18 protein-coding genes and 1 pseudogene are annotated in these 21254 nt (G+C 72.2%); 14 read left to right on the top strand and 5 right to left on the bottom strand.

Going from position 1 to position 21254, the window contains the following annotated elements; translation table 11 throughout:
* Positions 1–924 (top strand): molybdopterin-dependent oxidoreductase (locus tag RBH18_RS20230; RefSeq protein ID WP_306210040.1); only part of this gene is annotated, 924 nt, incomplete at its 5' end.
* A 249-nt stretch (positions 925–1173) separates the two neighbouring features.
* Here RBH18_RS20230 and RBH18_RS20225 read toward each other — a convergent pair.
* Positions 1174–1563, bottom strand: a complete 390-nt coding sequence (locus RBH18_RS20225) for a WhiB family transcriptional regulator (protein ID WP_306210038.1) — start codon at positions 1561–1563, stop codon at positions 1174–1176.
* 230 nt (positions 1564–1793) lie between these two features.
* Between RBH18_RS20225 and RBH18_RS20220 the strand changes: the two genes are divergently transcribed.
* On the top strand, positions 1794–2636 hold the full coding sequence (locus tag RBH18_RS20220) for a response regulator transcription factor (RefSeq protein WP_306210037.1): 843 nt from the start codon (positions 1794–1796) through the stop codon (positions 2634–2636).
* Here RBH18_RS20220 and RBH18_RS20215 read toward each other — a convergent pair.
* The 3 genes from RBH18_RS20215 to RBH18_RS20205 all read right to left on the bottom strand — a co-directional run bounded on the left by RBH18_RS20215 (position 2633) and on the right by RBH18_RS20205 (position 4521).
* Positions 2633–3652, bottom strand: coding sequence for a hypothetical protein (locus RBH18_RS20215; protein WP_306210035.1), 1020 nt, complete (start codon positions 3650–3652; stop codon positions 2633–2635). The genes RBH18_RS20220 and RBH18_RS20215 overlap by 4 nt on opposite strands.
* Positions 3649–3990: a PadR family transcriptional regulator gene (locus tag RBH18_RS20210; RefSeq protein WP_306210034.1), complete on the bottom strand. Its 342-nt coding sequence runs from the start codon at positions 3988–3990 to the stop codon at positions 3649–3651. Before RBH18_RS20210 ends, RBH18_RS20215 begins: the two co-directional genes overlap by 4 nt.
* Before the next feature lie 132 nt (positions 3991–4122).
* Positions 4123–4521: a DUF5319 domain-containing protein gene (locus RBH18_RS20205; protein WP_305789807.1), complete on the bottom strand. Its 399-nt coding sequence runs from the start codon at positions 4519–4521 to the stop codon at positions 4123–4125.
* Between the two features lie 119 nt (positions 4522–4640).
* Here RBH18_RS20205 and guaB point away from each other — a divergent pair, with 119 nt between their 5' ends.
* From guaB to RBH18_RS20185, 4 genes are all read left to right on the top strand, one after another.
* Complete coding sequence (gene guaB, locus RBH18_RS20200; protein ID WP_306210033.1) at positions 4641–6128, top strand: IMP dehydrogenase; 1488 nt, start codon at positions 4641–4643, stop codon at positions 6126–6128.
* A gap of 18 nt (positions 6129–6146) precedes the next feature.
* Positions 6147–7265: a GuaB3 family IMP dehydrogenase-related protein gene (locus RBH18_RS20195; RefSeq protein WP_306210032.1), complete on the top strand. Its 1119-nt coding sequence runs from the start codon at positions 6147–6149 to the stop codon at positions 7263–7265.
* 154 nt (positions 7266–7419) lie between these two features.
* Positions 7420–8853, top strand: a complete 1434-nt coding sequence (locus tag RBH18_RS20190) for a M1 family metallopeptidase (protein ID WP_306210030.1) — start codon at positions 7420–7422, stop codon at positions 8851–8853.
* A gap of 31 nt (positions 8854–8884) precedes the next feature.
* Positions 8885–10285: a M1 family metallopeptidase gene (locus tag RBH18_RS20185; RefSeq protein WP_306210029.1), complete on the top strand. Its 1401-nt coding sequence runs from the start codon at positions 8885–8887 to the stop codon at positions 10283–10285.
* A gap of 75 nt (positions 10286–10360) precedes the next feature.
* Here the strand turns inward: RBH18_RS20185 and RBH18_RS20180 are convergent, their stop codons facing one another.
* Positions 10361–11434, bottom strand: a complete 1074-nt coding sequence (locus tag RBH18_RS20180) for an LCP family protein (RefSeq protein WP_306210027.1) — start codon at positions 11432–11434, stop codon at positions 10361–10363.
* A 144-nt stretch (positions 11435–11578) separates the two neighbouring features.
* Here RBH18_RS20180 and RBH18_RS20175 point away from each other — a divergent pair, with 144 nt between their 5' ends.
* The 8 genes and pseudogenes from RBH18_RS20175 to RBH18_RS44145 all read left to right on the top strand — a co-directional run.
* On the top strand, positions 11579–13396 hold the full coding sequence (locus tag RBH18_RS20175) for a S8 family serine peptidase (RefSeq protein ID WP_306210026.1): 1818 nt from the start codon (positions 11579–11581) through the stop codon (positions 13394–13396).
* Between the two features lie 144 nt (positions 13397–13540).
* Positions 13541–15238, top strand: coding sequence for a S8 family serine peptidase (locus tag RBH18_RS20170; protein ID WP_306210025.1), 1698 nt, complete (start codon positions 13541–13543; stop codon positions 15236–15238).
* Between the two features lie 11 nt (positions 15239–15249).
* On the top strand, positions 15250–16803 hold the full coding sequence (guaA, locus tag RBH18_RS20165) for a glutamine-hydrolyzing GMP synthase (protein WP_306210024.1): 1554 nt from the start codon (positions 15250–15252) through the stop codon (positions 16801–16803).
* Positions 16804–16874: 71 nt separating this feature from the next.
* Positions 16875–17471, top strand: a complete 597-nt coding sequence (locus RBH18_RS20160) for a PspC domain-containing protein (protein ID WP_306210022.1) — start codon at positions 16875–16877, stop codon at positions 17469–17471.
* A gap of 221 nt (positions 17472–17692) precedes the next feature.
* Positions 17693–18637, top strand: coding sequence for an NUDIX hydrolase (locus RBH18_RS20155; protein WP_306210020.1), 945 nt, complete (start codon positions 17693–17695; stop codon positions 18635–18637).
* Positions 18638–18683: 46 nt separating this feature from the next.
* Complete coding sequence (locus RBH18_RS20150; protein ID WP_306210019.1) at positions 18684–19583, top strand: NUDIX domain-containing protein; 900 nt, start codon at positions 18684–18686, stop codon at positions 19581–19583.
* A 325-nt stretch (positions 19584–19908) separates the two neighbouring features.
* Positions 19909–20814: a CDP-alcohol phosphatidyltransferase family protein gene (locus tag RBH18_RS20145; RefSeq protein ID WP_306210046.1), complete on the top strand. Its 906-nt coding sequence runs from the start codon at positions 19909–19911 to the stop codon at positions 20812–20814.
* Between the two features lie 61 nt (positions 20815–20875).
* Positions 20876–20938: pseudogene (locus tag RBH18_RS44145) on the top strand (pentapeptide repeat-containing protein); the annotation flags it as partial.
* Positions 20939–21254 lie beyond the last annotated feature (316 nt).

The following is a 21254-nucleotide window of genomic DNA, read 5'->3' as shown; positions in this document are numbered from 1 at the left end:
GGGGCCCGGCGACGTGGTGGCCGTGGGCGGCCGCGAGGTGCCGGCGCCACCGCCTACGTGACGTCCAACCGCGACTTCTACCGGATCGACACCTCGCTCTACCCGCCGCAGATCGATCCCGGCACCTGGGAGCTGCGGATCCACGGGATGGTGCGCAATCCGATCACGCTCACCTGGGCGCAGCTGCTCGAGCGGCCGATGGTGCAGCGCTACGTGACGCTGGCGTGCGTCTCCAACGAGGTCGGTGGCGACCTCATCGGCAACGCACTGTGGCTGGGCACGTCGCTCAAGGACCTGCTCGACGAGGCCGACCCGTTGCCGGAGGCGGACCAGGCGGTCGCCCGGTCGAGGGACGGCTGGACGTGCGGCAGCCCCACCGCGCTGCTGCGTGACGGCCGGGACGCCCTGCTCGCCATCGGGATGAACGGCGAGCCGCTGCCGGTCGAGCACGGCTTCCCGGCCCGGCTCGTGGTGCCCGGCCTGTACGGCTACGTGTCCGCCTGCAAGTGGATCACCGAGATCGAGCTGACGCGGTTCGCGGACTTCGACGCGTACTGGGTGCCGCGGGGCTGGTCGGCGCAGGGGCCGATCAAGACCGAGTCGCGGATCGACACCCCCCGCGACGGCGCCTCGCGGCCGGCGGGCGAGACGGTGGTCGCGGGCGTGGCCTGGGCGCAGCACCGGGGCATCGCGAAGGTCGAGGTGCAGGTGGACGATCAGCCCTGGGCGGCGGCCACGCTGGCTCCCGCGGTGTCGGACGACACGTGGGTGCAGTGGTCGTACAGGTGGGCGGCGACGGCGGGGGACCACCGGCTGCGCGTGCGGGCGACCGACAAGGCCGGGCAGGTGCAGACCGAGCAGGAGGCGCCGCCTGCCCCGGACGGCGCGACCGGTTGGCACACCGTCTCGTTGTCAGTGGGCTGACGCTCGCACCATCGGTGACCGCTTCACTGCGCGCCGGATAACTGTCGCGGGGCACGGTCGGTAACTGTCAAGAGCGTGACACCGTGTCACGCGAAAGCCGCACTTTCGGTGCGACGACCCGGACAAGTTCGCTCATACGGTGGCTTGCATGTCCACGAACGCGGCTGACGTGCCGCAGAACGAAGCAACGCGGCACCCCTCGGGGGACCGCGTTGCCAGGTGTGTGGTGATGCCGCGCTCGGGACGTCGTCAGGCCGCCGGTGCTTGCCGTTGTGCCGGCACCGCCGTCTTGTGGGGCCGCCCGAGGCGGGCCTCCAGGCGGGCGAGGTCGACGCGCCCGTGAGTCCGATCGGCAAGGTCTTCCCAGCCGACCGCGAGCAGCCGCAGCCGCTCCGCTTCGGTCAAACCTCCCCAGACGCCGTACGGTTCACGGACCGCCAGGGCGTGTGCAGCGCACTCCGCCCGCACCGGGCAGGCACCGCACATCGTCTTGGCCTTCGCCTCGCGGCGGTTGCGGGACGACCCGCGCTCGCCGTCGGGGTGGAAGAACTGGGCACTGTCCCGGCCCCGGCACAGGCCGAGTCGCTGCCAATCCCAAAGGTCGGCGATGGGGCCCGGCAGTCTGCGAACGTTCGACATCAACACCCTCCTCCCGCGCGGCACCGCGGAGTGTTGTCGTGAGGGCCCTGGCTCAGGCCTGCCGCCCATCTACCCCGGCAAGCGCCGGATCACACACGACTTGTCGATGTCTTCGCCGGCCGTATCCCATCGGGCCGACAACCAGTACCGATGTTTCCTATTTTTTCCATCTAAAGCGCGTAATGCTGCGGCCCTCGCGTGATCTCCTCTGAGAGAGAAGGAGGATCACTGTGCGTACCGTCCTCGTGTGCGTCCGTACCCCACTGGCGGCCCAGACCGTCGCGTCCACCGCGGCCCGGCTCGGCATGACCGGTGTCGTGCGGACAGCGGTGAGCGAGACCGAAGCCATGATCCGTCTGGCTGAGCGGCCGGCCGAGGTCGTCCTAGCCGACACCGCCGTGACCCGTCCCGACAGCGTCGGCTTCACCCGGCGCGTGCTCGCCCGCGCCCCGCAGGCACAGGTCGTCCTCTTCGGCGCGGAAGACCCCCGGGTCGCCGCCGCCACGGTCGCCGCCGGCGCCCGCGGCGTCATCCGCGGAGTCGAGCACGACCTGGTCAGTGTGGTCGCCAAGGCGCTGCTCCTGCTGCTGTTGCCGGTACGCCCGCAGGGCATGCCGATCAACGGCGCCAACGCCCAGCCGGCCGCCGTCGGGCAGGCCGGGCGCAACAACAACTCGGCCGCCGCCCGGGGGCTGCACCGCGACGGGATGGCCATGGCCGGCACCCCGAACGCGGCGGGCATCCCGGCCGTCCTGCCCAACCCGATGGTCCCCGCCCAGCGCGGCGACGGCCCGGACATCGACCCGGCCACCGGCCGGCCGCTGGCCTGGCCCGGCAACGAGAGCCGGGTGGGCGAGGCGGCTCCGGCCGGCCGGCGGCTCACGCTGACCGAGCGCGAGCTGCAGGTGCTGCGCGGGATGGCCGACGGCAAGAGCAACGCGGAGATCGGGCGGGAGCTCTTCGTGTCCGAGGACACGGTGAAGACCCACGCCCGGCGGCTCTTCCGCAAGCTCGGTGCGCGCGACCGGGCGCACGCCGTGGCCGCCGGCTTCCGCGCCGGGCTGGTCGCCTAGCTGTTCCGGTGTGGGCGCGCGGTGACCCGGAGGTTGTCGCGCGCCCACAGCCCGGTCAGCGCCAGGCCGGTGGTCACGACGGGCAGGCCCACCACCAGGGCGACGGCTGCCAGCAGGGCGCCCGCGGTCAGGTCCAGCTCGAAGGCGGTGCCGGTCGCGACCTCGGCGCAGCCCTGCGCGAGCGGCACGGTGACGAACGCCGTCAGCAGCACCAGCACGCGGTCGCGCACCCGGCCCGGTGCCTGGCACACGGCTGCCAGCAGCACGGCGGCCGCGACCGCGAGCAGCAGGTCCTGCACGGCGACCAGGCCGAGGACCCGGGTCCACCGCAGCCAGGCCAAGGTGCCCGCCGCGTCGGCCAGGACCAGCGCGGCCAGGACGAGCAACGGTCCCACCGGCGCCAGGAGCAGGAGCAGGCCGCGCCGGCTCAGGACCGAGGTGGCCCGCCGGCCGCGTCGCGCGAGCGTGAGCAGAGCGGCCACGAGCGCTCCGAAGATCAACACCCAGAGCATCCGGACGATGCGGAACTCCTCGCCGGGCACCTGGATCGCGATGGCGACGACCTCGCCGGCCAGTGCGGTCACGCCCAAGGCGGCCGCCGACCGGCGCAGGCCGGCGAGCGCGGCACCCACGACGAGCAGCCACAGTGCCGCCCGGGCGCCGACCTCGGCGAGCTGGGCGGCGGTGAAGGCCTGGTCGTAGACGCGCAGCGCGCCCAGGCCGGCCGCCAGTCGCCGGAGCGGGGCGAACGCCAAGACCATCGCGCCGAGCAGTCCGGCCACGGCTGCCGCGTCGCGCCACGCCTCGCCCCGGACGGCGCGGAGGCCCTGGCCGAGCCGTGCGGCGAAACCGGCCCGGAGCAGGTCGGCGGCGTCGCCGAGGGACGGCCGGCGCTGTCCCGGACGGGTGCCGGTCATCAGGACGGCGAGCATCTCGTCCTCGTACTCCCGGCGGTGGGCTGCCGGATAGGCCATCATCAGCCGGCGGTAGCGCAGCTCGAGCGCGTGGTCGCTCATGCGGGACTCCCGCCGAGCTGGTGCCGGGTCCGCAGCCGGGCCTCGGCGAGCGACGCCTGCTCCCGGAGCCGGGCCGACTCGGCCGCGAGGAGCTTCTCGCCGAGCCCGGTCAGCCGGTAGTAGCGCCGCAGCCGCGACTGCACGACCTCCTCGCGCTCGACCTCGATGAGCCCCTCGGTCCGGAGCCGGTCGAGGGCGGAGTAGAGCGTGCCGGCGCGCAGCCGCACCCGGCCCCCGGTCATCCGGGCCACGTCCTCGAGGACGGCGTACCCGTGCTGTGGTTCCTCGGCCAGGGCCGTGAGGACGAGGAACGTCGGTTCTCGCAGCGGAGCAGTCATGGCCGAGGAATATACCGATGAGATGTATATACGGCTAGTGGGTGCGACCGATCTCCCCAACCGCCGCCTCCGCACTCCACGGACAGGACAGGTCGAGCGCGATGGGGAACCGCTGCGGTGGTGTGGCGCGGCTTACTCGGTGTCGTCCGAGCCCTCGGTGAGCGTGTCGTGGACGCCGTCGGCGTAACCCCGGGCGTACTCCCACGTCACGTAGTGATCGGGATCCGGATCGTAGGCGGGCTCGTGCACCCGCGGGCGCCCCGACGAGAGCAGGTGCCGCAGGTTGCCCCGCAGCAGATCCCAGTCGAAATAGTGCGGCTCGTGACAGTCCTCGCACTCGATGACCAGCCCGCGGATGCCCGTCGGGCTGAGCAGAGCCTGGTAGATCTCCAGGTCGGAGAGGTCCTCGAGGACGTCACGCCGCTCGGCCTCGGTCAGCGGATCCTGCTCGGCGTCCTCCGTGAGGTCGTCGAGTCCCGCGGCCGGGTCGGTGGGGTCGCCGCTGAACGGGTCGATCGGCTCATCCTGCACGCGTCTACCGTACCCACCACGCGGCAATGTGTGCTGGCCCGCACGCGCTGTCCGCCCCGTCGGGTACCGCGCGCGGATAGGTAGGATGGACCACTCCGCCTCTTCTCTAGGGATGATCTGTGGAAACTGACTCCGCCCGCACCGTTCCTCTCGGTCTGACGTTCGACGACGTTCTTCTCCAGCCAGGCGAATCGGACGTGGTGCCGAGCCGGGTCAACACGATCACGCGCATGACGCGCAACGTCGAGCTCACCATCCCGCTGCTGTCCAGCGCGATGGACACGGTCACCGAGGCGCGCATGGCGATCGCCATGGCCCGCCAGGGTGGCATCGGCGTGCTGCACCGCAACCTGTCCCTGGAGGACCAGGCGTCGCAGGTCGACCTGGTCAAGCGCTCCGAGTCGGGCATGATCAACAACCCGGTGACCTGCAGCCCGGACGACACGCTGCGCGAGGTCGACCAGCTCTGCGGGCGCTACCGCATCTCCGGCGTGCCGGTCGTCGACGCCGAGGGCGTGCTGGTGGGCATCGTCACCAACCGCGACATGCGCTTCGTCACCGACCAGTCGGCCAAGGTGCGCGACGTCATGACCAAGGCGCCGCTGATCACCGCCGAGGTCGGGGTCAGCAAGGAGGAGGCCCTGGCCCTGCTGCAGCGGCACAAGGTGGAGAAGCTGCCGCTGGTCGACGGCACCGGCCGGCTGCGCGGGCTGATCACGGTGAAGGACTTCACCAAGAGCGAGCAGTACCCGAACGCCGCCAAGGACGCCCAGGGCCGCCTGCGCGTCGCCGCCGCGGTCGGCGTGGGCGACGACTCCTACAAGCGGGCCCGGGCGCTCATCGACGCCGGCGTGGACGTGGTGATCGTCGACACCGCCCACGGCCACCAGCGCGCCGTGCTGGAGATGGTCGCGCGCCTCAAGAAGGACACCACCACCGACATCGTGGGCGGCAACATCGCGACCTACGCGGGGGCCAAGGCCCTCGTCGAGGCCGGCGCCGACGCGGTGAAGGTCGGCGTCGGGCCCGGCGCCATCTGCACCACGCGCATCGTCGCCGGTGTGGGCGTGCCGCAGATCACGGCCGTGATGGAGGCCTCCCGCGCCTGCAAGCCGGCGGGCGTCCCGGTCATCGCCGACGGCGGCATCCAATACTCCGGCGACATCGCGAAGGCGATCGTGGCCGGCGCCGACAGCGTGATGCTCGGCGGCCTGCTGGCCGGTTCCGAGGAGAGCCCCGGCGACCTCATCTTCATCAACGGCAAGCAGTTCAAGTCCTACCGCGGCATGGGCTCGCTCGGCGCGATGCAGTCCCGCGGCCAGGCCAAGTCCTACTCCAAGGACCGCTACTTCCAGCAGGACGTCACCGAGGACAAGCTGGTCCCCGAGGGCGTCGAGGGACAGGTGCCCTACCGTGGTCCCCTGTCGCGCGTCGCTCACCAGCTCGTCGGTGGCCTGCGCGCGGCGATGGGCTACGTCGGTGCCGAGACGATCCCGGACATGCAGGAGAAGGGACAGCTCATCCGGATCACCGCGGCGGGGCTCAAGGAGAGCCACCCGCACGACATCCAGATGACCGTCGAAGCCCCCAACTATCACTCCCGCTAACAAGAGGGCCTCTGAATCATGCGTGACGTAGTGGAGATCGGTCTCGGCAAGACCGCCCAGCGCGGGTACCACCTGGACGACATCGCGATCGTCCCGAGCCGCCGCACCCGCGACGTGGACGACGTGTCCACCGAGTGGAAGGTGGATGCGTACCCGTTCAAGATTCCCTGCGTCGCGCACCCCTCGGACGCGACCATGAGCCCGAAGTCGGCGATCGCCCTGGGCCGCCTCGGCGGCCTGGGCGTGCTCAATGCCGAGGGGCTGTGGACCCGTTACGAGGACCCGACGAAGATCCTCGAGGAGCTGGCCTCGCTCGACGAGGAGGCCGACGCCACGAAGCGGCTGCAGGAGGTCTACGCCGAGCCGATCCGCCCCGAGCTGATCGCCGAGCGGGTCCGCGAGATGCGCGAGGGCGGCGTCACGGTCGCCGTGCGGGTCTCGCCGCAGCACACGCTCGCGCTGGCCCCGGTGATCCTGGACGCCGGCGTCGACCTGCTGGTGATCCAGGGCACGCTGGTCAGCGCCGAGCACGTGTCGACGACCGACGAGCCGCTCAACCTCAAGGAGTTCATCGCCGACCTCGACCTGCCGGTCATCGTGGGCGGGTGCACGGACTACAAGACCGCACTGCACCTCATGCGCACGGGCGCTGCGGGCGTGATCGTGGGCGTCGGCGCCGACGAGTGGTCGACCACCGACACCGTGCTCGGCATCCGGGTGCCCATGGCCACCGCGATCGCCGACGCGGCGGCCGCCCGGCGGGACTACCTCGACGAGACCGGCGGCCGTTACGTGCACCTCATCGCGGACGGCGGCATCTCCACCTCCGGCGACATCGCGAAGGCGATCGGCTGCGGCGCCGACGCGGTCATGCTCGGCGAGCCGCTGTCCCTGGCGGAGGGCGCCCCGGCGGGCGGGGCCTGGTGGCACTCGGCGGCCAGCCACCCGCAGCTGCCCCGCGGCGGCTTCTGCATCGCCGGCGAGCCGGACGGCACCCTGGAGGAGCTGCTCTACGGTCCCGCCGACCGGCCCGACGGGCAGCTCAACCTCTTCGGTGGCCTGCGCCGCGCGATGGCCAAGTGCGGCTACCGCGACGTCAAGGAGTTCCAGAAGGTGGCGCTCGTCCTCGACAAGTGACCTTGCGGCCGCCTTTCACCCCGGCGACGTAGGGTCTCTCCTGCGAAGCGCCGGCGGGCGGCCGTGGGTTTCTCCTGCGGAGCGCCGGGGAGCGGCCGTGGGTCTCTCCTGCGGAGGGCCGGGGAGGTGGCTGCCGACGGGAGCGGGGGCGCGGATGCGGGTGCGGATCGTGGCGGTGACGGCCGTCGCCTTGCTGGTGGCCGGATGCACGGCGGACGGCGGCGACGAGTCCCGGGCCGCCGCGCCGAGCAGCAGCGCCGGTCCGTCCGCGGCGGCCAGCTTCGCGCCGGGTGCCGCGGGGGCCGGCGATCCCTATTTCCCGACGTACGGCAACGGCGGCTACGACGTCGCCGGCTACGACCTGAGCCTGCGCTTCGACCCGGCGAGCGGGCGCCTCGAGGGCACGGCCACGATCACCGCCACGGCGACGCAGGACCTGTCCCGGCTCAATCTTGATCTGGCCACGCTGACGGCGAGCAAGGTGACCGTCGACGGCCGGGCGGCGACGAGCCGGGCGGACAAGAACGAGCTGGTGATCACGCCGGCGTTCGGAATCGCCCGCGGTGCCGCGTTCACGGTCGTGGTGGCGTACGCGGGAATTCCGCAGCCCCTCACGAACGAGACGCTGGGCGTGGGCGGCTGGCAGCGCACGAAGGACGGCGCGTTCGCCCTCGGCCAGCCCGAGTCGGCGAGCAGCTGGTTCCCGGTGAACGACCACCCGTCCGACAAGGCCACGTGGAAGCTCGCGATGACCGTGCCGGACGGCATCGAGGCGATCAGCAACGGCGTGCCGGGCGAACGGACGACCGCCGGCGGCTGGACCACGTGGCGCTGGGCGGAGGCCGACCCGATGGCCAGCTATCTCGCCACCGTCGTGATCGGGCAGTACAGGGTGACGACCACCACGCACGCCGGCAAGCCGATGGTCGTCGCGATGCCGGAGTCGCTGCCCGCGACGGGTCCCGCGGCGAAGTCCCTGGCGCTGACCGGGGAGATCGCCGACTTCCTGGCCACCCGGTTCGGGCCCTACCCCTTCGACGCGTACGGCGGGGTGGTGATCGACGACACGAAGGTCGGCTACGCGCTGGAGACCCAGTCCCGCCCGGTCTACGGCAACGTCTTCTTCACCGGGGGGCCCAACGCCTCGGTCGTCGCCCATGAGCTGGCCCACCAGTGGTACGGCGACAGCGTGGCCCTCGAACGGTGGCAGGACATCTGGCTCAACGAGGGCTTCGCCACGTACGCGGAATGGTTGTGGGCCGAGCACCAGGGTGAGCGGACCACCGACCAGGCGTTCGACGCGGCCTACGAGGGTTTCGACTGGCGGGTGCCGACCGGTGACCCGGGCGCCGGCCAGCTCTTCGGCGACGCGGTCTACCAGCGCGGGGCGATGGTGGTGCACGCGCTGCGGCGCACGATCGGCGACGACACGTTCTTCGCCCTGCTCAAGTCGTGGGCGGCGGAGCACCGAAACGGCAATGCGACGACCGCGGAGTTCGTCGCGGCGGCCCAAAAAGCCTCAGGCCGGGACCTTTCCGGCTTCTTCCGGGAGTGGCTGCAAGAAAAGGCTCAACCAAAACACCCCTGACCCCCGTCTTATCTGTGTGAGAGGTGTGGTGGTGGCCGCGGTCGTCCTGGCGCTGGCCGGATGCTCGGCCGGCGACACCCCGGCCGCGGACGCCCCGGCGGCCCCCGCCGTCACGCCCACCACCGGCCCGGTCGCCGGATCCGCCGGGCTCGGCGACGGTGCGTTCCCCGCCCTGGGCAACGGCGGATACGACGTCCGCAAGTACGCACTGAAGCTCCGCGTCGACCCCGCCCGCCGCCGGCTCTCCGGCACGGCCACGATCACCGCGACCGCCACCGAGGAGCTCAAGAGCTTCTTCCTCGACCTGAGCCGGCTGCGCGTGAGCAGCGTCACCGTGAACGGCCGGCCCGCGGCGGACGCCGTCGTCGGCGCCAAGCTGGCCGTCACCCCACGGGCCTCGCTGCCCGCGGACCGCCCCTTCACGATCGTCGTGCACTACGGCGGCGCCCTGGTCCCCGGGGACCGCACAGTGACCGAGCCGGGCCGCATCCCGGTCCGGCAGCTGCCCGGCGGCTTCTACACCCCGACCGCGCCCGCGTCGGCCAGCTCCTGGTTCCCGGCGAACGACCACCCGTCCGACAAGGCGGCTTTCGCCGTGGAGCTGTCCGTGCCGGAGGGCGTCGCCGCCGTCAGCAACGGCATGCCGGGCGAGCGCTCCACAAGGGACAAGCGCACCACCTGGCGCTGGTCCGAGTCCGGGCCGATGGCCCCCTCGGCGGCCTTCCTCCTGGTCGGCCGGTACCAGGTGAGCACCCTGAGACACGCCGGCAAGCCCATGGTCGTGGCCGTGCCGGCCGGCTCCGCCCACCAGCCGGCGCTCGACCGGGCCGCGAAGATCGCCGACTGGCTGGCGCGGCGCTTCGGTCCCTACCCGTTCAGCTCGTACGGCGCCGTGGTGCTCCCGGACCCCTACGCCGCGCGGGGACTCCCGGCCCAGACCCGGCCGGCCTTCTCTGCCACGGCGCTCGGCCGCCCGACCGGCCCGGCCGCGGTCGCCGAGGGCCTGGCCGGCCAATGGTTCGGCGCCTCGGTCACCCCGCGCACCTGGGAGGACGCGTGGCTCGCCACGAGCTTCGCCAGGTACGCCCGCTGGATGTGGACCGAACACGACGGCGGCGCGACCGTCGAGGCCGAGGTGAGCCAGCGCTACGAGACCTTCCCGTGGCAGGCCTTCCCGGCCTACGCCCCCGGGCGCGCCGACGCCCTCGACTCGGAGATGGCGGCGGACCGGGGCGCCATGACGTTGCATGCGCTGCGCCGCCGAATCGGGGACACCGCGTTCTTCGCCCTGCTGCGATCGTGGACGGCGAGCCGCGCGTACGGGACGGCGACGACCGCGGACTTCGTCGCCGCCGCGGAACGCGCGTCGGGGCAGGACCTCGACCGCTTCTTCGACGTCTGGCTGACCGGCCCGTACCGCCCGACCTACTGAGGAATGAGCGGCGACGATCTCCGTCGGCGCCGGTCGCACCCGCACGTCTGTCGCCGGCGGATTCCGGCGCCGTGACTACTTGTTGATCAGGTCGGGATGCTTGGCGAGGAAGGGGGCGGGACGGCCGGCGGCGACGGCTTTGAGGAAGTCGCGGGCGAGCGGGTCGAGTTGTTCGCCGATGTAGCCGCCGTTGCTGAAGACCGAGCGGCCCGGGAGGTCGACGAGGGTGAGGTTCGCGGGGGCCAGGTCGCGGAGGGCGTACGCGTACTCCAGAGGGGTCCTGTCGCCGGAGAGCAGGACCGAGTCGCCGAGCGCCGTGATCACCCGCTGCAGGGTGGTGGGGTCGGTGGCGAGCCCCGCGCGCGAAGCCTGGTCGAGGAGGGCGCGGACAAGCTGGCGCTGGTGTCGTTGCCGGTCGTAGTCGCCGTTGGGCAGGCCGTAGCGTTGCCGGGCGTAGTCGATGGCCTGCCAGCCCACAAGTTTCCGGGTGCCGGGCAGGTAGGTCGCTTGTGGACCCGTGTAGTCGCCGCCGCCGGGGACCAGGGTGCGGTTGCTGCCGTCGGGCTGCTTGTGGATCGAGGTGACCTTGCGGTCGATGGTCAGGGTCACGCCGCCGAGGGCGTCGGTCAGCCGGCTCAGGCCGCCGAAGGTCAGCACGGCTCCGGCGTCGAACTTCTTGATCCCGGTGTACGCGGAGATCGTGCGCGCCAGGAGCTCGTACCCGCGGGCGGGGTCCGGTTTGTCGGTTCCGGGCACCTTGGCGCCGTTGCTCATCGCCTCGGTGATCTTGTGGCGGCCGAAGCCGGGGATGTCGACGCGCAGGTCGCGGGGCAGCGAGTAGAGATAGCCGCTGCGCAGGCCGGACTCGACGTGCAGCAGCATGATCGCGTCGGAGTGCGGCTGCCAGTCGGGGATGCTGACCCGGGTGTCGACGCCGATCAGCAGCAGGTCGAGCGGGCCGGTGATGTCCGCGCCGGGCGACGGGGGCGGCGGGGACGGACTGGCGGACGGCGAGGGTGACGGCGAAGATGATGCGGTGGGCCGGTCCGGCTGCTTCTCGCCCCGCAGCGACCAGGCGATGCCCGCGCCGGTGAGCAGCAGCACGACGACGGCCGCGGCCGCTGTCCAAAGTATCGGCCTCGTCCGCATGCTGGAACAGTAAGCGATCTAGCCACCCAGGTCGACGGCTCGCTTTCCCGGAGGATGGAACGGTGCCGTATTAACGTGAAAACCCCTCTACGCTGACCGCCACGACCCGCCCGGTGGGCGGATCGGACACGGGAGGCACGAGCTTTGAACAAGCGCATCGCCCGGCGTGCGATCGCCGGTGCGTTGTCCCTGGGTGTCGTGGCGGCCGGCGCGGTCGCGGCGCAGCCCGGGGCGTCCGCAGACGAGACGAAGGTCCGGCTGGTCGTCGGGCTTCAGGACGGGGTGGACTCGTCCGCCGCCGTCAAGGCTGCCGCCGCGTTCGGTGGCAAGGCGACCGACCTGGTCGCCCAGGCGCGCGAGGCGCTGGCCTCGCTCAACGCCCGCACGCTCGAGGTGCCCGCGTCGAAGCAGTCGGTGGTCATGGCCGCGCTGCGCGCGCAGCCGGGCGTGGAGTACGTCGAGGTGGACCAGAAGGGTGCGAGCACCCAGGACGTCCGCCCCAACGACCCGGAATACGTCTTCGGCTACCAGCCCGAGGTCGACCGGGTGAAGCTCCCCGCCGCGTGGCAGACCACCACCGGGTCGAACGTCAAGGTGGCCGTGCTGGACACGGGCGTCAACAAGTACGCGGACATCGCGAACGCGGTGACGACCGGCTACAACTACGTCAGCAACACCAGCAACACCACCGACAACAACGGCCACGGCACCGCGGTGTCGTCGCTGATCGCCGGGCGGGGCAACGACGAGGTGGGCATGGCCGGCTCCTGCTGGCAGTGCACGATCATCCCGGTCAAGGTGCTCGACGCCAAGGGCAACGGCTATTGGAGCGACGTCGCGAAGGGCATCACCTACGCGGCGAACAAGGGCGCCAGCGTCATCAACCTGTCGCTCGGCGGCGCCTCGGGCGCGAAGGTGCTGCAGGACGCCGTCATCTATGCCCAGGCCAAGGGCGCGCTGGTCGTCGCGTCGGCGGGCAACAACGGCGGCCGGACCAAGGCCCCGTACGCCACCACGAAGATGTACCCGGCGGCCTACGCGGAGGTGCTCGGCGTCGGTGCCACCGCCCGGGGCACGAACACCAAGGCGAGCTACTCCAGCTACAACAAGAAGGGCGACACCTGGGTCGACATCGGCGCGCCCGGCGACGACCTCGTGCTGGGCTACACCCCGAACAAGGATTACCCCAACGACCCGAAAAAGGGCACTTACGCCTACGAGATCTGGAGCGGCACGTCGTTCGCCGCGCCGATGGTCTCCGGGGCGGCCGCGCTGGTGAAGTCGGTGCACCCCAACTACAACGGCTGGTCGCTGCAGCGCGCGATCCTCTCGTCCGGCCACACGATCCCGGCCAACGGGTGGGCCAAGTTCGGTCTGCTCGACGACGCCAAGGCGCTGACGATGACGACCGACGGCACCGTGCCGACGGTCAGCATCACCTCGCCGGGCCAGGGCGCCCGGGTGCACGGGACCGTCACGCTGAAGACCACCGCCGGTGACAACTGGTCCGGCGTGCGCTACGTCGACTTCTACGTCGAGGGCAAGTACCAGGCGCGGGACATGACGGCGCCGTTCCAGTGGGGCTACAACACCAAGACCCATGCCAACGGCCGGGCGAACTACACCGTCCGGGCGTACGACAAGGCCGGCAACGTGGCGGTCGCCACCCGTTACCTGACGGTCGACAACACTCTGCCGACCGTGTGGATCGCCGCCGCCCCGGCGAGCAACACCAAGGTCAAGGGCAAGGTCACGGTGGAGGCCGGTGCGTACGACCTGGAGACCGGCATTCAGCGGGTCGACCTGCTGATCAACGGCAAGGTCAAGAAGACCGACACGACGAAGCCCTACAGCTTCACCTTCGAGGCCTCCGCGCAGCCGGCGACGTTCAAGGTGCAGTTCAAGGCGGTCGACTACGCGGGCAATGTGCACTTGTCCGGAACGCGGACGCTGAAGCGCTGACCCAGCACTGCCTGCACGGCCCCGGGCGACCTGCCCGGGGCCGTGCTGCGTCAAAGAAGCGTCAAGGGGCGCTCAAGGGAAACGCAACCTGACCGCAACCCGCCCGGTCCGACAGTTACGCCGGTTGTTGCCGACCGTGGGTCCATGATCGTTCGCGTCGTGACCACTGTCCTGCTCGCCGGCGGCCTCGGGCTCGCCGGCACCCCGGCCCGGGCGGCGGCCGAGCCGGTGTCCCTGGTCGTCGGGCTGCGCAGCGGCGGGGGACAGGCGGTCGTCGCCGGACTGGACCGCGAGGTGGACGTCCTCGGGAGCACCGAGCTGACCGGTGCCGTCAGCGTCGAGGTGCCCGCGGGGGAGGCGAGCGAGGCCGCCGACGCGCTGCGGGCCGACCCCGCCGTCGCGTACGTCGAGCCGGACCACGTGGCCCGCATGTCCGTGATCACCCCGAGGGACCCGTACTACGGAAGCCAGTGGGGAGTCACGAAGACCGGCGTCAACCAGGCGTGGGAGACGACGCGCGGCTCGAGCGGCACGGTCGTCGCCGTGGTCGACACCGGGGTGAGCGCCGTCCCCGATCTCGCCGGTCGCCTGCTGCCCGGGCACGACTTCGTCAACAACGACGACGACGCTTCCGACGACCAGGGCCACGGCACGATGGCGGCCGGGGTCGTCGCGGCCGCCGGCAACAACACGACGGGCATCGCCGGCGTCTGCTGGACCTGCCGCATCCTGCCGGTGAAGGTGCTCGGCTCGGACGGCTTCGGCGACTACAGCGTGATCGCGGAGGGCATCCGCTGGGCCGCGGACCACGGCGCCGACATCATCAACCTGTCGCTGGGCGGCGGCTCGGCGAGCCAGCTCTTCACGGATGCCGTGAACTACGCCACCGGCAAGGGTGCCCTGGTGATCGCCGCGGCCGGCAACGACGGCGTCGCGACCCCGCACTATCCCGCGGCGGTCCCGGCGGCGCTGGCCGTGGCCGGCTCCGACCAGAACGACAAGCGGTACAAGTGGTCCAACTACGGCAGCAGCTGGGTCGACATCGCCGCCCCCGGCTGCAACCCGGCGCAGGCCCGGACCGGTGCGGTGGGCGAGTTCTGCGGCACGTCCTCGGCGACGCCGTTCGTCTCCGGCGTCGCGGCACTGCTCAGGTCGACCAGCCCGACGCCGAGCGCGGAGGCGATCCGAACGGCGCTGACCTCGACCGCGGACGCGCTGCCGGGCGGCTGGGCCGGCGCCGGACGGATCGACGCCGCCGCCGCGCTGGACATCGCGCGGTCGATGCCGCTCACCACCGACGTGACGCGGCCCACCGCCTCCTTCCTCAGCCCGTCGGGCAACGCGCTGGTCCGGGGCACGGCCTCGGTCACCGCGCGGGCCACCGACAACGTCTCCGTGACGAAGGTCGAGCTGCTCGCGAACGGCAAGGTCGTGGGCGTCGACCGGGCCGCGCCCTACGCCTTCTCGTGGCGTACGACCGGCTTCGCCGGCACGGTCGCACTCAGCCTGCGGACCACCGACCGCGGCGGCAACGTGACGACCACCACGCGCCGCGTCCGCGTCGACAACCGGGCCCCGGCGGTCCGGGTCACCGGCGGTCCCGCCTCCGGCACGCACCAGGTGCGCAAGACCAAGTACCTCGCCGCGACGGGTTCCGACGCGAGCGGCATCCGGAGCCTGGAACTGCAGGTCAACGGCAAGACCATCAGCCGGTACGCCGGGAGCGCGCGCCGGTTCGCCGTCCCGACGTGGAAGTTCGGCGCATCGATGACCGTACGCGTGCGCGCCTATGACAAAGCGGGCAACGTCGCGCTGACGCCGGCCCGCAAGTGGTACCGGTAAACTTGCCCGCCATGAGTACACCGCGCCCTGTTCTGGTCGTCGACTTCGGCGCCCAATACGCCCAGCTGATCGCCCGCCGGGTCCGGGAGGCGCGGGTCTACTCCGAGATCGTCCCGCACTCGATGCCGATCGCCGAGATGCTCGCCAAGAACCCGGCGGCCATCATCCTGTCCGGCGGACCGTCCAGTGTGTACGAGCCGGGTGCCCCGATCCTCGACCCGGCGCTCTTCGCCAACGAGGTGCCCGTCTTCGGCATCTGCTACGGCTTCCAGGCGATGGCGCAGGCGCTCGGCGGCACGGTCGCGCACACCGGCTCCCGGGAGTACGGCCGCACCCTGCTCGCGCCCGCCACCGAGGCCGGCACGCTGCTCCGCGAGCTCCCCGCCGACCTGCCCGTCTGGATGTCGCACGGCGACTCGGTCGCCGAGCCGCCCGCCGGCTTCACGGTGACCGCCTCCTCCCCGGGCGCGCCCGTCGCCGCCTTCGAGGACCTCGCCACCCGCCGGGCCGGCGTGCAGTTCCACCCCGAGGTGGCGCACACCGAGCAGGGGCAGCGGATGCTCGAGCGCTTCCTCTACGACATCGCGGGCATCGAGCCCACCTGGACCCCGTCGAACATCATCGACGAGCAGGTCGCCGCGATCCGCGCTCAGGTCGGCGACAAGCAGGTCATGTGCGGGCTCTCCGGCGGCGTCGACTCGGCGGTCGCGGCGGCGCTCGTGCACAAGGCGGTCGGCGACCAGCTGACCTGCGTCTTCGTCGACCACGGGCTGCTGCGCGCGGGCGAGGCGGAGCAGGTCGAGAAGGACTACGTCGCGGCCACCGGCATCCGCCTCAAGGTCGTCGACGCGTCCGACGTCTTCCTCGGGCACCTGGCCGGCGTCACCGACCCCGAGCAGAAGCGCAAGATCATCGGGCGCGAGTTCATCCGCACCTTCGAGGGCGCCGCCCGCGAGCTCGACGCCGAGCGCAACATCGAGTTCCTGGTCCAGGGGACCCTCTACCCGGACGTCGTCGAGTCCGGCGGCGGCACCGGCACGGCCAACATCAAGTCGCACCACAACGTCGGCGGCCTCCCCGACGACCTGCAGTTCGCGCTGATCGAGCCGCTGCGCACCCTCTTCAAGGACGAGGTCCGGGCGCTCGGCGCCGAGCTGGGCCTGCCCGAGGAGATGGTGCAGCGTCACCCGTTCCCGGGCCCCGGCCTGGCGATCCGCATCATCGGCGCGGTCGACCGCGAGCGGCTCGACATCCTGCGCGCCGCCGACCTCATCGCCCGCGAGGAGCTCACCGCCTCGGGGCTCGACCGGGATGTGTGGCAGTTCCCGGTCGTGCTGCTCGCGGACGTGCGCAGCGTCGGGGTGCAGGGCGACGGCCGCACGTACGGGCACCCGGTGGTCCTGCGCCCGGTCTCGTCCGAGGACGCGATGACCGCCGACTGGTCCCGCCTGCCGTACGACCTGATCGCGAAGATCTCCAACCGCATCACCAACGAGGTGCGCGAGATCAACCGGGTCGTCCTCGACGTCACGTCCAAGCCGCCGGGCACCATCGAGTGGGAGTGACCCGGTAATTCAGGGTCGTATCGGGGCGGTCACCGAGGTTTTCGGGGCCGCCCTTGCCGCAGCCTGGGGACATGACTACTTCTCCTGGTTCTGGTGCTCCCGGCGTCGCTCCGTACCGGCAGTTGCGGCGGCCGCTCGACGATCGGATCGTGGCCGGGGTGTGCAGCGCCGTCGGCCGGTACTTCGGGATCGATCCGGTGCTGGTCCGGGTCGGGTTCGCGGTGGTGGCCGTGGTGACGTGGGGCGTGGCGCTGGTCGCGTACCCGGTCATGTGGTTCCTGATCCCGGAGGAGGTCGCGCCCGCGGCCCCGGCGTGGCGGGAGCCGGCCGATCCGGGGTGGGGTCAGCCGTACACGCCGGGTGCGGGCGGTGCCGGCGGCTTCGTGACGCCCTCGGACCTGACTCCCCCCGCGCCGCCGACGGCCGCCGCCTCTCCGGCCGCCGGCTCTCCGGCCGCTGCCACGCCGCCCGCCGCCTCTCCGGCCGCCGGCTCTCCGGCCGCTGCCACGCCGCCCGTTGCCTCTCCGGCCGCCGTCACGCCGGGTGATGCGTCGCCGGCCGCCGCCGCGCCGGCCGCCGCCGCGCCGGCCGCCGCCGCGCCGGGCGACCCGTCGCCGGCCGATTCGCCGGCGTCGGAAGCGCCCGTCAGCGGCGGTCCGCGGCAGTGAGTTTGATCGATGGGTGCCCCGCCCGGGGCGCCCATCTGTCCTTTTTGGGCGATCGTCGCACCGCGTGATCTTGGCATGATTCGGGGCTTTGCTGTGTGTTACATACCGCCTGCGCTCAGTGCGAAGACACGCCCTGAACTGCGATTACTTTCCGTTGTCGCCCTGTCAGGAATCCGACAGACGTTTCCCGGAGTTAACATAAACCGGGCAAGATGCCGCCCGTGACCCCCGCGTTGGAGCCGCTCCGCAAGATTGCGGCATATGCAGTCGCGACCGACCCGCACGGCCGCGTTCTTCTGGTCCGGGCCTCGGCCAGCTCCGGCACGCCCGGCGTCTGGTCGCTGCCCGGTGGCGCCGTCGACCACGGCGAGGACCCGAACCACACCGTCGTCCGCGAGACCGCCGCCGAGACGGGCCTGTCCGTCACGGTGACCGGGCTGCGCGACGTGCTGGCCGACATGAGAGCGGTGCCGCATCGTGGCGTCACCATCCACACCGACCGCCTGATCTACGAGGTGTCCGTCCGGGGCGGCGCCCTGGTGGACCGCGTGGGGCAGCCCACCGACCTGGTCCGCTGGTGCACCCTCGAGGAGGCCGCCCAGCTGCGCCTGCGGGCCTTCACCGCGGCCGCCCTCGACCTGCCCGCCGTGCAGGACATCCCGCCCGAGGTGGTCCCCGACTTCCCGTCGTTCTACGCCTACCCCGGCCCGGACGGGCTGCACCGGTCGCAGCGCTTCGCCGCGTACGCCATCGCGACCGACCCGCACGACCGCCTCCTGCTCACCCGGATCGCGCCCGGCTACCCCGGCGGCGGCCGCTGGCATCTGCCCGGCGGTGGCACCGACTACGGCGAGCAGCCCGGCACCGCGCTCATCCGGGAGCTCGTCGAGGAGACCGGGCAGGCGGGCCGGCTCGTCGAGCTGCTCGGCGTGGCCAGCCACCGGGACGCCGCCTCGCTCGGGCCCGAGGGCTATCCCATCGACTGGCACGGCGTCCGGGCGTACTACCGGGTGATCGTCGACGCGCCCACCGAGGTGGTCATCCACGACGTCGGCGGCTCGACCTCGGAGGCGTGCTGGATGGCGCTCGACGACGTGCGCAAGTTCGGCGACGACGAGGTCACCGAGGTCACCGCCGAGGCGCTCAAGGCGGCCGGTCTCAGCTGACGGACGCGGCCCTGCTTCTCCGGAGGCAGGGCCTAATCTCGTACGGGTGAAGGTCAGACGGATCGGGGCGTACGGCCTCTGCCGGGATGAATCCGGCAGGGTGTTGCTCGCCCACAACTCGGAGTTGTCGGCGTTCCCGGGCCTGTGGACGCTGCCCGGCGGCGGCGTGGAGCAGGGGGAGGACCCCAACGACACGGTGGTGCGCGAGTTCGCCGAGGAGACCGGGCTCGACGTGCGGATCGCCGGCCTCCACTCGGTCACGGCCGACGTCTTCCGGCTGCCCGGCACCGACGCGTGGGAGCACACCGATCGCATCATCTACGCCGTCGAGGTCGTCGGCGGGACGTTGCGGGACGAAGTGGCGGGCACGACCGACCGGGTGACGTGGGTCACGGTCAGTGATGATCTGCCGCTGATGCCGTTCACTGCGGGTGTTCTCGGGCGGGCGGTCACTCCGTCCGACGTTCCGGACAAGCCGGACGAGCCACCCGTACGGGGGAACCAGCGCTTCGGCGCGTACGGTCTCGTCACCGACCCGGACGACCGGATGCTGCTCACGCGGATCGCGCCCGGCTATCCCGGCGCCGGGCTGTGGCACCTGCCCGGCGGCGGCACCGACCACGGGGAGCAGCCGGAGGCGGCGCTGGCGCGCGAGCTCCTCGAGGAGACCGGTCAGCACGGCCGGGTGACGCGGCTGCTGGCGACCTCGCACAGGCACGATCCCGCGGCGCTCGGGCCGGAGGGCGTACCCGTCGACTGGCATGTCGTCCGCGTGCTGTTCAGGGTGATTGTCGACCGGCCCACGCCGCCCGTCGTCGTCGAGGCGGCCGGCGGCTCCACCGCCGCGGCGGGGTGGTTCGGCGCCGAGGAGGCGAAGGCGCTGCCGCTGACGGACATCACTGCGCGGGCCCTCGGGTGGCTCGCGGACGAAAAGGCTCAACGGTGATCGGCCTCGGCAGGACCGGTTAGACTCGTCACAGGGCCAGGCAGTGAACGCGCCTCCTCGCCCGGCACGGAGGATGAAAACTCCACAAAACGCCGTTGCACATGACGGCCGGTCGGCATCTCGCCAAGAAGAGTCCGGCTGTGCGATTGTGTAACCCGCTCGAATCACGGTCCGTAGGCGTACGGGCGAAGGAGCACCACCCCGCAGGCTGTCAGCCGGGCGGGAGACCGACCCCAAGATGGAGGAGCACGTGCCGAGAACCCCTTGGCGCCGGCGTCGTACGACGGATAGTCCCCGTCCCGCCGGACGTCGTTGGGCAGGCCGGCTGCGCCGCGGCGGAAGTCTCGCCCGGCAGGCCCTGTTGGTGCGGGTGGGCCGCCGGCCCGGTGATCTCACCGGGCGCGCCGCCACGGCCACTCGGGCCGAGGTGATCCACGTCGGGACCGATCTCGTCCCGCTCGCCGGCCGCGGCCACTCGACCGTCGCTCCCGCCAGCCACGGCCCCGCCGCCATGGCGCAGCCGCCGGCGGCCGGTCTCGCGTCCGACGGCGCCCTGCTCCCAGGCGAGCGGACGGCCCGCCGGCGCGTCAGCTTCGCCCTGGTGAACGCCTGCACCCTGGCCAGCATCGGCCTCGGCATGCTCGCCATCTTCCTGTCGATGAACGGCGAGCCCCGCATCGCCGCCGCCTGCCTGGTGGCCTGCGTCGCCTTCGACGGCCTCGACGGCGCCCTGGCCCGTCGCCTCGGCGTCTCGAGTCCCTTCGGGGCCCAGATGGACTCCATGGCCGACATGTGCTCCTTCGGCCTGGCCGCGCCCGTCGTGGTCTACGCCTCCCTGGCCGGCACCGTCCCCACCGCCGCCGCCGTCATCGCCTGCGGCCTGGTCGCCGGGTGCGCCGCCATCCGCCTGGCCCGCTTCAACGTCTCGCCCAAGGACGGCAAGTTCTTCTCCGGCGTGCCCACCACCTGGGTCGCCGCGGTCCTCGCCGTCACGGTGCTGATCGGCCTGCCGATCCCGGGCCTGGCCCTGCTGGGCGGCGTCGCGCTGCTCGCGTTCGCCATGGTCTCCAGCTTCCCCTACGTGAAGCTGGCCCGCCTCTTCCGCCTGCCGCCGTGGGTGCTGGTGCTGCCGGTCGTCGGCGCGCTCGTGGACCCGCGCGTCACCTTCATCCTCGCCGTCGCCGCCTACCTGTTCAGCGGCCCGGTCCTCTGGCTCCGCGCACGTCGCTGACCCGTGCGGTGGTGACCCGCGCGGCGTTGATCTGCGCGCATGACGCTGACTTGAGCGGCGCGGCGCTGACTTGAGCGGCGCTGACTTGAGCGGCGCGGCGTTGTCCTGCACGGTGCTGACCTGACCGGTGCGGCGCTGACTTGAGCAGCGCTGGGCGGAGAGGGTCGGCCTGATCCGCTGAACCGAAAACGTTGAAGGGGCCGTCCACGGGACGGCCCCTTTGTCGTGGAGCAAGCTCGGGTTCCGCTGGCGCAAGCAGCTCGGGCTCCGCTCGCGCCGGTAGCTCGTGCCCGCTGTCCGGGCGCCGGGCAGCGAGGTCAGCCCGGGCCGTCCAAGGGTGAGGCCAGCCCGGGCCATCCAAGAGGGTGAGGCCAGCCCGGGCCGACCGGCGAAGGGCGAGGCCAGCTCGGACCGGCCGGGGGCGAGGCCGGCTCCGGGCG

The organism is Actinoplanes oryzae (genome assembly GCF_030757795.1).
Taxonomy (GTDB): Bacteria; Actinomycetota; Actinomycetes; order Mycobacteriales; family Micromonosporaceae; genus Actinoplanes.
Note: the sequence above shows the minus strand (reverse complement) of the source record. Positions and strands in the feature narration are given on the sequence as shown.

Excerpts from the sequence above, each read along its gene's own strand:
- RBH18_RS20225 (WP_306210038.1), bottom strand. The coding sequence starts at position 1,563 with ATGTCGAACGTTCGCAGACTGCCGGGCCCCATCGCCGACCTTTGGGAT.
- RBH18_RS20215 (WP_306210035.1), bottom strand. The coding sequence starts at position 3,652 with ATGAGCGACCACGCGCTCGAGCTGCGCTACCGCCGGCTGATGATGGCC.
- RBH18_RS20210 (WP_306210034.1), bottom strand. The coding sequence starts at position 3,990 with ATGACTGCTCCGCTGCGAGAACCGACGTTCCTCGTCCTCACGGCCCTG.
- RBH18_RS20195 (WP_306210032.1), top strand. The coding sequence starts at position 6,147 with ATGCGTGACGTAGTGGAGATCGGTCTCGGCAAGACCGCCCAGCGCGGG.
- RBH18_RS20190 (WP_306210030.1), top strand. The coding sequence starts at position 7,420 with ATGCGGGTGCGGATCGTGGCGGTGACGGCCGTCGCCTTGCTGGTGGCC.
- RBH18_RS20180 (WP_306210027.1), bottom strand. The coding sequence starts at position 11,434 with ATGCGGACGAGGCCGATACTTTGGACAGCGGCCGCGGCCGTCGTCGTG.
- RBH18_RS20170 (WP_306210025.1), top strand. The coding sequence starts at position 13,541 with ATGATCGTTCGCGTCGTGACCACTGTCCTGCTCGCCGGCGGCCTCGGG.
- guaA (WP_306210024.1), top strand. The coding sequence starts at position 15,250 with ATGAGTACACCGCGCCCTGTTCTGGTCGTCGACTTCGGCGCCCAATAC.
- RBH18_RS20160 (WP_306210022.1), top strand. The coding sequence starts at position 16,875 with ATGACTACTTCTCCTGGTTCTGGTGCTCCCGGCGTCGCTCCGTACCGG.